The sequence below is a fragment of the Bacillus songklensis genome, assembly GCF_042649685.1.
Lineage (GTDB): Bacteria > Bacillota > Bacilli > Bacillales > Bacillaceae_H > Bacillus_BA > Bacillus_BA songklensis.
Window position 1 is genome coordinate 495,590 of sequence record NZ_JBHRZT010000072.1, and the last position, 12,744, is coordinate 508,333.

At 39.4% G+C, this 12,744-nt stretch carries 13 protein-coding genes and 3 pseudogenes; 9 read left to right on the forward strand and 7 right to left on the reverse strand.

All coding sequences use genetic code 11. The features are described 5' to 3' along the window. Positions 1–63: 63 nt before the first annotated feature. The 4 genes from ACFOU2_RS21335 to ACFOU2_RS21350 all read left to right on the forward strand — a co-directional run bounded on the left by ACFOU2_RS21335 (position 64) and on the right by ACFOU2_RS21350 (position 4,763). Positions 64–1,656 carry a 2-hydroxyglutaryl-CoA dehydratase gene (locus ACFOU2_RS21335; RefSeq protein ID WP_377918695.1) on the forward strand — a complete coding sequence of 531 codons (1,593 nt, stop codon included), beginning with the start codon at positions 64–66 and terminating at the stop codon, positions 1,654–1,656. A 212-nt stretch (positions 1,657–1,868) separates the two neighbouring features. Next, positions 1,869–3,335, forward strand: coding sequence for an alkaline phosphatase family protein (locus ACFOU2_RS21340; protein WP_377918300.1), 1,467 nt, complete (start codon positions 1,869–1,871; stop codon positions 3,333–3,335). A 134-nt stretch (positions 3,336–3,469) separates the two neighbouring features. Then, positions 3,470–4,108 carry a GDSL-type esterase/lipase family protein gene (locus ACFOU2_RS21345; protein WP_377918301.1) on the forward strand — a complete coding sequence of 213 codons (639 nt, stop codon included), beginning with the start codon at positions 3,470–3,472 and terminating at the stop codon, positions 4,106–4,108. A gap of 19 nt (positions 4,109–4,127) precedes the next feature. After that, complete coding sequence (locus ACFOU2_RS21350; protein ID WP_377918302.1) at positions 4,128–4,763, forward strand: TVP38/TMEM64 family protein; 636 nt, start codon at positions 4,128–4,130, stop codon at positions 4,761–4,763. 330 nt (positions 4,764–5,093) lie between these two features. Here the strand turns inward: ACFOU2_RS21350 and cls are convergent, their stop codons facing one another. Then, the gene (cls, locus tag ACFOU2_RS21355; protein WP_377918303.1) at positions 5,094–6,539 is read right to left on the reverse strand and encodes a cardiolipin synthase; all 1,446 of its coding nucleotides are present in this window, start codon (positions 6,537–6,539) and stop codon (positions 5,094–5,096) included. Between the two features lie 312 nt (positions 6,540–6,851). Between cls and ACFOU2_RS21360 the strand changes: the two genes are divergently transcribed. From ACFOU2_RS21360 to ACFOU2_RS21370, 3 genes and pseudogenes are all read left to right on the forward strand, one after another. Continuing rightward, positions 6,852–7,172: a hypothetical protein gene (locus ACFOU2_RS21360; protein WP_377918304.1), complete on the forward strand. Its 321-nt coding sequence runs from the start codon at positions 6,852–6,854 to the stop codon at positions 7,170–7,172. 422 nt (positions 7,173–7,594) lie between these two features. Continuing rightward, positions 7,595–7,725 (forward strand): annotated as a pseudogene (locus ACFOU2_RS21365) (spore coat protein CotJA); the annotation flags it as partial. Continuing rightward, positions 7,708–8,025, forward strand: a pseudogene (locus ACFOU2_RS21370) (manganese catalase family protein); the annotation flags it as partial. The pseudogenes ACFOU2_RS21365 and ACFOU2_RS21370, both read left to right, overlap by 18 nt. Before the next feature lie 150 nt (positions 8,026–8,175). Here ACFOU2_RS21370 and ACFOU2_RS21375 read toward each other — a convergent pair. The 6 genes from ACFOU2_RS21375 to ACFOU2_RS21400 form a co-directional block, all read right to left on the reverse strand. After that, positions 8,176–8,382, reverse strand: coding sequence for a hypothetical protein (locus ACFOU2_RS21375; protein ID WP_377918305.1), 207 nt, complete (start codon positions 8,380–8,382; stop codon positions 8,176–8,178). A 79-nt stretch (positions 8,383–8,461) separates the two neighbouring features. Then, positions 8,462–8,731, reverse strand: a complete 270-nt coding sequence (locus tag ACFOU2_RS21380) for a hypothetical protein (RefSeq protein ID WP_377918306.1) — start codon at positions 8,729–8,731, stop codon at positions 8,462–8,464. A 172-nt stretch (positions 8,732–8,903) separates the two neighbouring features. Next, positions 8,904–9,764 carry a DUF421 domain-containing protein gene (locus ACFOU2_RS21385; protein WP_377918307.1) on the reverse strand — a complete coding sequence of 287 codons (861 nt, stop codon included), beginning with the start codon at positions 9,762–9,764 and terminating at the stop codon, positions 8,904–8,906. A gap of 18 nt (positions 9,765–9,782) precedes the next feature. After that, positions 9,783–9,989 carry a DUF1657 domain-containing protein gene (locus tag ACFOU2_RS21390; protein ID WP_377918308.1) on the reverse strand — a complete coding sequence of 69 codons (207 nt, stop codon included), beginning with the start codon at positions 9,987–9,989 and terminating at the stop codon, positions 9,783–9,785. A gap of 123 nt (positions 9,990–10,112) precedes the next feature. Continuing rightward, positions 10,113–10,319: a DUF1657 domain-containing protein gene (locus tag ACFOU2_RS21395; RefSeq protein WP_377918309.1), complete on the reverse strand. Its 207-nt coding sequence runs from the start codon at positions 10,317–10,319 to the stop codon at positions 10,113–10,115. Between the two features lie 460 nt (positions 10,320–10,779). Next, positions 10,780–11,157 carry a hypothetical protein gene (locus ACFOU2_RS21400; RefSeq protein WP_377918310.1) on the reverse strand — a complete coding sequence of 126 codons (378 nt, stop codon included), beginning with the start codon at positions 11,155–11,157 and terminating at the stop codon, positions 10,780–10,782. A gap of 576 nt (positions 11,158–11,733) precedes the next feature. Here ACFOU2_RS21400 and ACFOU2_RS21405 point away from each other — a divergent pair. Together ACFOU2_RS21405 and ACFOU2_RS21410 are read left to right on the forward strand one after the other, a co-directional pair. Continuing rightward, on the forward strand, positions 11,734–12,381 hold the full coding sequence (locus ACFOU2_RS21405) for a hypothetical protein (RefSeq protein ID WP_377918311.1): 648 nt from the start codon (positions 11,734–11,736) through the stop codon (positions 12,379–12,381). A gap of 57 nt (positions 12,382–12,438) precedes the next feature. After that, positions 12,439–12,691: pseudogene (locus ACFOU2_RS21410) on the forward strand (TIGR00366 family protein); the annotation flags it as partial. Positions 12,692–12,744: the final 53 nt, after the last annotated feature.

Sequence of the window (12,744 nt, forward strand, 5' to 3'; positions counted from 1 at the left end):
AACGTGAAATCTGTAAAAGCAAATTCCAGCGTTAAAGATACTGTTCAAACTGATGTTGAGCGAATATTCGAAGAAGAAATCAATCGATTTAAAGCGGAACAAGAAGCGGCGTTAGGTTTGAACCAAACAAAAAATCAGTGGTTTGATCCTGTCCCGCGTCAATTTTTTTCCAAAGACAAAGATTCAACGACCATCCTTTTCGGAGGACTTACGATGGCACATGACTTTTTAGTGGAGGGAGCTCTTCAAGGACTGGGCTACAATGTCAAGCATATGGAGTGCCCGGATACAGAGTCATTGCGCTATGGCAAGGAATTTGGGAATCGGGGACAATGCAATCCGACCTATTTCACCGTCGGGAATTTGATTAAATATCTTACTCACCTAAGGGACGTAGAAGGAAAATCGAAAGAAGAAATTGTCCGCAATTATCTTTTCATTACAAGCGGCTCCTGTGGTCCCTGCCGCTTTGGTACGTATGTGACAGAGTACCGGAAGGCATTGCGGGATGCGGGATTTGACGGTTTCCGGGTTCTTCTGTTCCAACAACAGAGCGGCTTAAAGCAGGCTACGGGTGAAGAGTCAGCTCTTAAATTAGACAGCTCATTTTTTATCACGTTTTTGAAGGCTGTTTTCATCGGCGATATTTTGAATGCACTCGGTTATCGTATCCGCCCTTATGAAGTGACAGCGGGATCAACCAATGCGGCTCTTGATCGCTGTAAACAATATTTGCATGAAGCTTTCAGCAAACGGAAATCGCTCATAAAAGCCTTATACCGATGCCGCAAAGAACTGCAAGCGGTGAAAGTAGACCGGACAATCGTCAAACCAAAAGTAAGCATTATCGGCGAGTTTTGGGCGATGACAACGGAGGGAGACGGCAACTATCGATTACAGCAATTTTTGGAGGAAGAAGGGGCCGAAGTAGAAGTACAATCCGTTACGGCATGGATTTTATTTTTGATCTGGGAGGGACGTTATGATACCCTCAAACGGATGAATTTGCGCCAGGATGATTCCGGTCGTAAAGGACTGGAAGGAAAGAACCCTCAGCTGCGCCTGCGGATGCTGCAGTTGGCCGACCGTACGGTAAGAGTGATGTTTCAAACGTATGCCAGAGTCATTGGACTTCACGGCTATCATTTGCCTGATATGGATGAGATTGCGAAGGTCGCGCACGATCACTATAACAACCATCTAAGAGGTGGAGAGGGGCATATGGAGGTCGGCAAGCTCATTTTGAATGTAGTGAAACGCAAAGTGAACATGACCGTTTCGGTCAAACCTTTTGGATGTATGCCTTCATCAGGCGTTTCAGACGGCGTCCAGTCATTGATTACCGAGATTCACCCGGAAGCAATTTTTCTTCCTATTGAAACAACGGGAGACGGGGCGATCAATGTATACAGCAGGATTCAGATGATGCTGTTTAAGGCGAAGCAGGCGGCACAGAAGGAGTTTGACGAAGCCTTAACGAAAAAAGGGTTTACAGTTGAGAAGCTTCGAATGATGGGTTCTTCCCAATCTACCCGACCGCTACAAACAGGCCGGCATGTTGTTGCTTGTACGGCAGCAAACCTGGTATATGGCATACCCGGTTTCTTCAACCGGTTTTCGTTCCGAAGAAACAAAGAAGAAATGGAAAGTATTTAGGGATTTATGTATAGAGATTTCCAAATTTGGGCAAAATAAAGCTGGAAAACGTCCAATCTCGTTTTATTCTCAAAACACAAAAAGAGCGGGTTACCGTATAAACCCGCTCTTTTTGTGTTTATTATCCCCATTATGCGGTCGTAAACATTTCATAATATCCTTGTTTTTGTAACATACTGTACTTGTCTAATAAAACGAAGGGTAAGATAATCATGAAGAAGGTTCTTTTATTTCTTGTCGATTCATTAATGCCTGGCATACTGGAAGGTTGCATGCAGCAGAGAACAGTTCCAGCACTTCAGTTTTTAGTGGATCGGGGAAGATATTGGTCTAATTGCATTACAAGTTTTCCTACTATGACAGCCTCTGTTGATAGCTCATTGGTGACGGGTGTATATCCTGATGTTCATCGGGTTCCTGGACTTATTTGGTTTGATCCTGAAGAAAAAGAAATCATTAATTATATAAACGGTTGGAAGTGTGTAAGGAAACTCGGTCTTTCAAATTGTGCGAAAAATGTTCTTTACAACCTCAATGAGAAACATTTAAGCAAACAAGTGTCCACTATTTTTGAGGAACTAGCAATGAGAGGAAGAACATCAGGTGCCATTAATGCAATGGTTCACAGGGGTGTTAAAAAACATCGCGTCCGGCTTCCTTTTTTACTCAACCTATCAACAAGGTTTCGCTTTCATGATCATATTTCCGGTCCTGATGTGATGACATTAGGGGCAATGGTCCAAACAGATGTACAGGAGATCCCAAAGCAAATACAAGGATTTAAACAAGTGTATGGGATTAACGATACTTATGCCATCTCGGCAACAAAATCACTTATCCGATCCGGAAATGCCCCGGAATTTTTGCTCGTATACCTTCCGGATAATGATCATCAAGTACATAAGAAAAATCCCAACCATGCCGAGGAATCCTTGATTCAAGTGGACAAATGCATACAGCAGATTTTAAATACATTTAGTTCTTGGGATGAAGCACTCAATCAGTATATATTTATGGTCACCAGCGACCACGGCCAAACGCGTATCGGAAATGGAAAAGAGTTTAACATTGATCTTGACAGTCTCCTTGAACGCTTTAAAGTTCTTCAATTAGGGGAAGATGTGAAAGATCACGATATTGTAGTCTGCAACAACGAACGTATGGCTTACATTTATCCCCTGAAGCCGGAAATGGAAGAACAAATTTCACGTCGATTGTTGTCGGAATCGCGAATTGATATTATCGCAACAAAAGAGAATGGAGGGGTCCGGGTAAAAGAAGGCGGATCAGGCAGGGAGGTCTATTTTAAACCGAATGGACAATATAATGATATTTATGGTTCAACATGGATAATTAATGGAGAATGGGAAGTCCTGGATTTACGTCTCAACGATAGGCTAGTGGATTATGGAGATTATCCTGATGCACTTTCGAGATTATATGGTGCCATGTATTCTCAGGAGATTCCTGTGATCGTGGTTACAACCCGACCAAGATACGAATTTAAAAGCCGGTTTTATCCCGTTCATTTAGATGGTGGAAGCCACGGTTCTTTACACAGGTTTGATTCAACGATTCCTCTTATCATAACCGGAACAGAACATCGCATAAATGAACCGCCTCGGTTAATCGATTTAAAGCACTTTATCATTAACATTTTTGAAAATTCCGCAAAATAACAACTTTCGATATAAACGTAATGATCGTATGAAGTATCCCAATAACTCCCTTAAAAACGATAAATAAAAAAATAAATAATGAACAAAATGTAAAAGTGAATATTAATCATTTTTACGTACAAAAGGAGAATCAAATGGAAAGCCGAGTTTTTTATATTGCCCTAGGAGATTCTCTCACTGAGGGAGTGGGAGCTTCTACACATGACCAGTCATTTACGGCCCATTTTTTTCAAGCCATAAAACAAACGAAAGAATGCCAATACATGAATTTTGGTAAATCAGGGCGCAGCAGCGGAGAATTGCTTCAATTTCTTACTGATTCCAAAATACGCGATTTCTTAAAGAGAGCAACTCATATTACGATTACAACAGGCGGAATCGATATGATTCGTGCTTATCAAAATAACGTTAACTTTTTAGAATACGTTCGTACGTTTCAAACGTTAAAGCAAAACTTGAGACACATATTACGCAATACAACTGAAATGAATCCAACCACTCAAGTATTCTTAATGAGCCTTTATAATCCCGGTACTCCGGATCACAAATTATATAAGGTAGCCAATAAATTGATTCGAAGGATAAACCGATTATATGAAGAAACGGCAAAACAATTTAGTGTTCATACCATTGATCCTCTGGATTCTTTTTTAAATAAGCCGCACCTATTGGCAGATGAAGTTCATCCTAATGATTTAGGCTATAAGGTCATAACCGATTTGTTTCTAACTAAATACAAGTTTGTATGTAGTCCCTTTTATCCCAAGTGTTGAAGCAAGGAGTTTTCGATAGATGAAAAAAGGGTTATTTTTTGCCATCATTTATGGAGTTGTTCTCATTACAGCCTTTTATTATCGCGATTTTTTATTGAAGTGGTTGCAGGAAAGTGATGTCTCACAACTTCCTCTCATGTTTTTTCTTTCAGCTCTTTTTGGCGTAATTCCCATTATTCCATTTACCGTTTTTGCCGGGATGATGGGAGCGAAATATGGCGTTTGGCTTGGCAGTATCATCAATTGGTTTGGCTCGATAAGTGACGCGGTCATCATTTTTGTTTTGGTGCGTTATTTCTTTGTCAATCAATTCCAACAATATATAAGCCGCTTTAAACGCTTAGATAAATTTAATGAAATTGTAAATCGGAATGCTTTTATTGCGGTATTGATCGCTCGCATTAGTCATATCGTCCCCCCTATGGTAGTTCATATCTATTCCGGGTTAAGTTCGATGTCATTTAAAACTTTTTTTCTTGCCACCGCCATTGGCCAGATTCCCGGAATGTTCGTTTATGCCTATTTAGGAAATCAATTGTTTACTTCTGTTCAAACATTTGTGCTTGGTCTTGCGATATACTTAGGATTTATTCTTGTAGTTTTTTTGATTTACCGATGGTGGTTGAAAGGAAAGACAAAGGTTGCCGTAGAGTAAGATCAACATGATGGAATAGAGCAGCAGTTCACCTGCTGCTTTACCCACATTACGATTCACAACCTAACGCTTACCTCGATGTTAGATAAAAAAGAGAAAACAGCGGAAGCAGTCTTAACCACCCGAAGAAACAAATTCTTGGGTGGTTTTACTTTTGCCTAGCTTTAAAACTTAGGAAACCAGATAAGCGCGATGAGTCGGGTAAAAATAAGGCGTTTCCTTTTTATGATTGCTCGTATGGCTCTATGCAATATCTAACAAAAATATAAGCCATACGTTCATTTATAGCCATTAGAATATAAAATAATAAACAGTAGGTTTGTACCTAGTTTAAAGGATGGGAGATAATAAACGTGAAATCGATTCTTTAAAGCGAGTATAATAAGAACGCTGCTGATAAGCATCTAATGTTAATTCAGAGGATTGCTGAATGTCTTCTTTAAAAGCCATCGCTAATTGTCTGGCTGTTTTAGAATGATAAAGAAAGGCATTCACTTCAAAATTTAAACGAAAACTTCTTACGTCTATATTTGCTGTCCCAACTGAGGCGATTTTATCATCCACTACAATCGTTTTGGCATGAAGAAATCCATTTTGATAGATGTAAACCTTTGCTCCCACTTTTAAAAGTTCACCTGCATTGGAATAGGTTACCCAGTATACAAATGGGTGATCCGGTTTATTTGGAATCATGATTCTGACATCCACACCTGATAGGGAAGCAATTTTTAAAGCATCCAATAAACTATCGTCCGGAATAAGATAAGGGGTTTGAATGTATACGTATTTTTTCGCAGATAGGATCATCTTAATATACCCATTCTTTATTTGTTCGGACTCGGAATCGGGACCGTCAGAGACAATTTGAATCGCTACATCCCCATATTTCGTTTGACTCACATAATAATAATCTTTAAAGACAATGTCATTTTTAGAGGCTTGATTCCAATCAAGCATAAATCGGGCCTGAATACTGTTGACAGTCTCTCCCATAATTCTTAAATGTGTATCACGCCAGTACCCAAACTTACGACTTAATCCTAAGTACTCATCTCCAATATTAAATCCCCCAATGTATCCGATGTTTCCATCAATCACTACGAGTTTACGATGATTACGATAATTGAGCATTAAATTAAACAAAGGAATTTTCGGAGGAAAAAAGGCCTCTATCTCACCGCCGGCAAGTTGAATTTGTCTAATAAAGTTTCTAGTTAATCCTCTCGAACCGCTAGCATCATAAAGGATTCGAACTTTCACCCCTTCACGGGCCTTTTCCGCTAAAGCATTCGCTATTTTCTTGCCAAGTTCATCATTACGAATAATATAATAGAGCATATGAATGTGATTTGTCGCAGCCGCTATGTCTTTGAATAACGATTCGAATTTTTCCCGACCATCCGTAAAAATATCGATTTCATTATTTTGGGTCAGGAAAGCTTCCTCATTGCTAAGATGCATAAAGATTAAGTCTTTATATTCCTCTATGAGGGGCTCATGAAATTGAGACGCATTTCTTTCCAACAATTCCATTTGGTCGGACACTGCTTTTTGTATATGCGGGTAAAATTCTTTATCCCACTTAAAGATTCTTCTTCGACTTAGATTTTGACCGAAAATTAAATATAATATAAATCCAAGCATAGGGATAAATAATAAAATCATCAACCAAGCCCATGTGGCACTTACATTACGACGTTCTAAAAAAACAACAGCGATGGCAAACAGTATGTTTAAGCCAAACAAGTTTCCTACTAATATGGAAGTAAAGTCCATCTGTTCTCCTCCTTTAGGTCCCGTTAACCAATAGTCCTCCATACAAATGGGCTTAAGGACTTTTCTGTATACATTCCATGATTCTTTCTTCAATTTTCCCATTATAGAGAAAGCTTTTCTTGAAGTATATACTCTTATATTCTGCATGAATCATTTATTAATTCCAGATGGTGAACAAGATATTATGAGTGAAAGTTTGGGACAAAAAGTTGGGAGACATATTAACCACGCAGTGTGTAAAAATAAGAAAGGTGGAAGGGAAGATAAACGATGTTTTCTTTCCATCATTTTTATTAGAAGGAGTGCTGAAAGTTGAATAATTTTCGAAGGTTAATAAGACTTTTTAATACAAGAAGAAACCAACCATTTTTAAACATGCTGGGCAGAAGAAGAAACAATAGGGGGATGGTATGGCTTTCTTTATTAGGGCTGGGAGCTAGTGCAGCCGCTTTTGGATTAGGGAGAAATCGAAACAACGGAATGGGAAGATCCGTTCAAAATGGATTAAGAAATAACAGATTCAATAATTTCCAACAAGCTGTTTCGATACCGGGCAAAAATGTATTCGCCGAGTTTGCAGAAGAAATGGTGCCGAATCAATCACCTGGCCAAGATAGACAAAATCAAAATTAGACTAATATGCTTACACTGAGCTTGTGAATGACGCAGCACTCAATCCAAAACGAGGCTGTCCCATAAGTCTCGAATTAATGATAAAAATTGATCTTTACTGAAAGGACCCGTCACGGAATCCTCCGATTTTCCTGGATTTTCATGACGGGTCCTTTCACGAGGATGACTCAAAAGGTATGGTTTTTTATGCCTTTTGAGTCATCCTCGTTCATTTTTACTCTAACAGGTCTAATACTTGACTCGTTCCGCTTTTCTTAACGAAATAAAAAAGGGGAAAGAAGTTTAACAAAAAAAAGACAGGCTATATAACTATTGAGAAACATTTGAATTTTTACATGAATTTGGGTTGCTTGTTAAAAAGGACAAGCATATGATTGGTAACTTAACGACAAAGGAGGTCCGAGGAAATGGCTCGTTCAGAAATGAAAGTAAAATCTTACAAACCTTATCACAGTCCGAACGATCCTTGTTCGGCATTGGGAAAGAAATTTTACGTGACACCCCCGCACTTATACATGGGGGGCAGCCGAGAGGATTGGAACAGTTTTCACCCTGTAATCCAAAATTAGCCAAATACTTGATTGAGCAATATGGCGGTGCTGACGGAGAATTAGCGGCGGCTCTGCGTTATTTAAATCAACGTTATACCATTCCGGATAAAGTCGTCGGGTTATTAACGGATATCGGAACAGAAGAGTTTGCCCATCTCGAAATGATCGCGACCATGATTTATAAGCTGACAAAAGATGCAACACCTGAACAATTAAAAGAAGCCGGATTAGACAGCCATTACGTCAACCACAGCACCGCTCTTTTTTACAGCAATGGGGCCAATGTGCCGTTTACTGCGACAGACCGAAAAAAAGTCTTCTAATTAAAGGGAGGTTGTTATTAGGTTGTCCATCTAATAATGGCCTCTCTTTTTGTGTAACCGAAAAGAAAAGGAGCCCAAAAACATAGCTCCTCTTATGTGCCAATCATATGGATACATAGGCAGGCCATCTTAATCCCTTTGCGGAGAATCTTTAAAGGATGCAGTGGCTCCTGCGTGACCTTCCTCTTTCGCAAATCCTTTATGGAGCTGGCCGGCGTTTTCAATATCACCCGACATTTGATAACCTGCAACTTCTGCATTACTTGTCGTTCCATAAATGCCCATCCCGCCAAGTTCAGCATTTATGTTTTCCTGGATTTTTTTCTTTTCAGCCATTTTTTTCACCCCCTCAATGATAATGTAACCCTTGGCATGTTCATTATCCCATTTATGATAAAGGATACAAGGTGCCCGGCTACTGCCATTCATTTCCTTGAAAACGGTTGTGTTTCCTGATAGCCTGAAGTGTTTGTTCAATTTCCCCCATGTACCAGCTAAATAAATCCGTTTTTTCGGACGCCTGAAAGTGTTGTTGATCCACCGAGTTCAAGAGTGCAATAACAGCTTTCAACTTTAAATCGTCGTGATATTGCACCTCGGATTCACCACTGATCTTTCCATCCACTATGAGGTTATCGTTTTCGTCTTTTGATTCGAATACAACGGTTTGCTGCTCTTTTAACATAATGGTTTATCCTCCTTTTATATAGACTGATTTGCTGGTTGTATTTTTTACAAAGGACCGGTTATTAACCATCGTTTGCCCTCTTGAAAAGTATCCTTTCTTTGCCACCTCATAACAAAAGTCAGGTTCCATTACCTGACTTTTGTTTGTTTTCAGCGCTTTTCCCATTGATTTAGCCCTTTAAATAAGGGGTTAGCCGTTCTAATGCTTCACTTAGCTTTTTCGCATTTTTGATGTACATATCTTTTGCTTCCTGTGAATCCGTCCCTAAAGAGAAAAGCTCCAAGTCAGCCTGGCATTTCTTGAGCATGGCTAATAAAAGAGGACGTTGTTGAGGGGACGGTACTTTGATTTGATCATCATAAATATCGACTGTCAATTCTCCATAAGAATCGACTTGCCCGATAAAGACGTTATTGAGATTAACCCCTAGTTTAGAGAGCTCAATGTCCAGCCATTTGCGGGTCTTATTCGCAACCGCCAGGGCTTCATCCAAAATACAGCCATCCATGATGACCGTTTGAGGTTCTTTTTCTTGCGGGACCTTCATCTGCAAATCTTTTGGCGTTAACGGCTGATTTTCTTTTTTCAAAAGGACGTTAAGATCCCCTTTTGGTTCTAAGACGGCAAACTCTACATCAGCAACTTTAAACACATTTTTTTTGCGAAGTAAGGCATTTAACTCATCTATGCTATATCTTTCTTTCTTCAGGTTTTCTTCTAATACCTTTCCATCCTTGATGAAAACTCGGCTCTTTCCTTCGATTATATCATGGAATGACTTGCTTTTGATTGCAAGCAAGTCAACTAGAAATGTAATGAGACCAAACATGACAATTCCTAAAATCCCGACAAAAATATTTTTCTCAAGCCCCATGATCACCTCACCGGCAATACTGCCGATCGTAATTCCTGACACGTATTCAAAGAAAGTCAGTTCTGAAATCTGTTTTTTTCCTAATATTTTGGTGGTCAAAAAGAGAACGACAAAAAACAGTAAAGAACGAACGATGACATCTAACCATTCCGGCATTTCACTTCACCTCCACGATTATGGTTTTTTGTACTGCGGTTCTTCCGCTTCAAGTTCATATACACGCGCCTGAAGGTCCTGTTTGATATCGTCCATCATTAACATCGTTTCATGAAAAATTCTTTTTGCCTCTTCATCCTGGGAGTTTAACGCGAGGCTTGATAATTGGGATTCGATTCCTTTAATCGTTGAAAGACATTGATTAACACTTGAAGCAATGGTCATCTTTACCTCTTCCTATCTTCTTGTATGAATTTAATTTTCTTTCCCGACTCCATCCCTGTAATGAAGGGGGGAACATTTTTCTGTCTCTATATATGAAAAGGGTTGGCTATAAGCCAACCATTATCATTGTTGTTTGTATTGAGGCTCTTCTTGCTCAATTTCTTGGATACGAGGCTCAAGGCTGTCGACGATTGTTTGAGTTTGTTGTGCGGCATTTTGGTACATTTGTTTAGCACTTTGGTTCTCTGTTTGTAAAGCGAATGTTTCAAAGCTGGCCTGAGCACTTTTTAATCCTGCTAATGTTTGTTTAACTTGAGATGCAACTGTCATTTTACATACCTTCTTTCGTTGAAATTAAAGTTACAAAAGTAGTATTTCTATTTTTGAACAAGTTATGTGTATGAGATATCAATCGAAATTATTTCTAATCTTTCTTGTCCATCTAACTTTATATCCAAATCTGTCCATCTCACTCATGTTTACCCTTATTTTGGGGAACATTATGATGGAGGTGATCAATGTGATGAGACAAGGAATAGCTTTATATGGCGGAATGATCCTTGGCATAGTATTTGTGGGGCTTTTCGGTTTCAGAGGGTTTTCTCAATTGTTCAATAATGACACGATGAGATCAGAGCGGTCCTCACAGCAGCGGAGCTAAAAAGGCTGCTTGCTTTACATATACCGACATCATCTAATGGTGAAGGTTTCCGCTAAAATGATAAATAATAGCAAACATGCATGTAAGAGGTGTCCTTTCTTACATGCATGTTTGTGCTGCTCATGGCTATTACTGTTTATATTCCGCATCAAAAGAGTTTTCACCGGCATGAACAGACAGCAGGGTATCGGCATAGCCAACCAGCCGGTTTACCAGCTCATCTGCAACCGCATAAACCAGAGGGTGAATATCGGGATCAAATAATGCAGGGTCATCCAAAATGACCGTTGTATTAATAAACACATCTTTATTGCCGTAAAGATGATAATGAATCATTGCTTTTCCGGCAGCACCGCCTGTTCGCGGATCTTTATAGCCGGGTAGAAAAATATACCATTCTTCTGCCGTGGCAGATCGAAAGTTTTTCGTGAAAGTCATGCCATCGATTATCTGTTTAATCCGTTGGTTCATTTCTGGATTGATCACATCTACAATGTTATCCATCATAAAAAACCCCTTATACCGCTAACGGAATGTCTTGTTTTTTATTCTGCCGGCGCTGCTTCTACAGCAATTTGGTAAGCATCCAAAATGGATTCTATTTCATCCGGATCCGATAATCCAACAAGGTATTCCTGGAAGAATTCAAAACCACTTAAGTACCTTCAGTCAGCTTCTGATAGACCTTTTAAAGTTTACAAATAAAACAAGTACTTCAAACGGATGATCCTCTTTTTTTGTAAGTGAAGCGGGCATTGACGGAATTCTTCGTTATACTTCATCCACACATTTATTTCGTTTGATTATGCAAATATAAGAATATTATTACAAAAAATTCGAGGTTTCAATTAAGCTTTTTGGTTATTTATTCATATAAACCCACTTTTACCCTTTGGAATTATACTTAAGATTAATCGGATTGGATTTTCGTTACTACTTTCATCAATACTTTTTTATAGTTTGCTGCATGAAGTATTTAATTATAAATGATAAACAAAATCAATATGGGTTAAAATGGCTCGTACAAGAAGCGAAATGCAGGAAACAATAAAAGCGATAACATCGAAAGGTAGGGATGCCTCTATGTCATTAGAATGGTTCGACCGGGTTACCGGGGAATTGCAGGATCATCTGGAGTCTATTTGTGATAAGTACGATCGAGCAGGCCACATGTCGATTGATCGAGGTGCAAAGCATCCTAGAATCGAATTCTTCGTAGAAACGGAAGATGACGAGAGAGAATACTTCTGCACGTTGTTCTTCGATCCGCATAATGAGGAATTTTATATGGAAACATTTGATTTAGAGCTTGAACAAACATCGAGGACCATCCTTTCTGATATAGAGGATATCGTTGATGCTGTCCACGAAAGCTTCCATGCTTATCTAAATGATGATGAAGATATCGAAGAAGAGGATGAATATCTTGTGATGGATGATGAGGACCCGACAGAAGATGATATCCTCGAGGAAGTCGATGTTCAATGGACAACTCCTGAGGTAACAGCGTATGCCCATGAAGACGAAGTGGAAGTCACATACCAATTCGGAATTGTTCAAGAGACAGGTGACGGCATCCTTAGACGCGTAAATCGTGTTGTAACAACAGAGGATGAATTGATCGAAGATGAATCCAGCTTTATTTTCAGCAAAGAAGAAGCAAGCACCATCATTGCGATGATTGCAAGCCATATGGATTCTTTGGAAGAATTTGATTTCGACCGTTACTAAATATATTGCGAAACACAAAATGGACCTTCAAAACGAATGGTCCATTTTGTATGTAAAATCATGCCGGCTGCTGAACAGCTTGAAGTCGATCCTGGCTGGTATCGCAGCTATGGCGATCGCCTATGGTGAAGCGTGGATGAATATGGCTCAGCCATTCCGGGCTTTGTCTGCCCTGGCAATTGCCGGACTGGGGGCGAGAGATATTACGGGTTATTGCGTAACCACCTTGTTGGTTTCGGGTATTATTTTTGCAATTGGCTTATTTTTAGTAATAGGACCATTTCACCATGGTTTTGGCTGTATTCCATGATATAATCGAGAGCAATGTCTAAGGATTAAACAAAAAGGGGAAAGGGAGAAAAA

Bases quoted from the DNA above. Each gene is read 5' to 3' on its own strand.
- ACFOU2_RS21340 (WP_377918300.1), top strand. From the start codon at position 1,869: ATGAAGAAGGTTCTTTTATTTCTTGTCGATTCATTAATGCCTGGCATA.
- ACFOU2_RS21345 (WP_377918301.1), top strand. From the start codon at position 3,470: ATGGAAAGCCGAGTTTTTTATATTGCCCTAGGAGATTCTCTCACTGAG.
- ACFOU2_RS21350 (WP_377918302.1), top strand. From the start codon at position 4,128: ATGAAAAAAGGGTTATTTTTTGCCATCATTTATGGAGTTGTTCTCATT.
- cls (WP_377918303.1), bottom strand. From the start codon at position 6,539: ATGGACTTTACTTCCATATTAGTAGGAAACTTGTTTGGCTTAAACATA.
- ACFOU2_RS21375 (WP_377918305.1), bottom strand. From the start codon at position 8,382: ATGGCTGAAAAGAAAAAAATCCAGGAAAACATAAATGCTGAACTTGGC.
- ACFOU2_RS21380 (WP_377918306.1), bottom strand. From the start codon at position 8,731: ATGTTAAAAGAGCAGCAAACCGTTGTATTCGAATCAAAAGACGAAAAC.
- ACFOU2_RS21385 (WP_377918307.1), bottom strand. From the start codon at position 9,764: ATGCCGGAATGGTTAGATGTCATCGTTCGTTCTTTACTGTTTTTTGTC.
- ACFOU2_RS21390 (WP_377918308.1), bottom strand. From the start codon at position 9,989: ATGACCATTGCTTCAAGTGTTAATCAATGTCTTTCAACGATTAAAGGA.
- ACFOU2_RS21395 (WP_377918309.1), bottom strand. From the start codon at position 10,319: ATGACAGTTGCATCTCAAGTTAAACAAACATTAGCAGGATTAAAAAGT.
- ACFOU2_RS21400 (WP_377918310.1), bottom strand. From the start codon at position 11,157: ATGATGGATAACATTGTAGATGTGATCAATCCAGAAATGAACCAACGG.
- ACFOU2_RS21405 (WP_377918311.1), top strand. From the start codon at position 11,734: ATGTCATTAGAATGGTTCGACCGGGTTACCGGGGAATTGCAGGATCAT.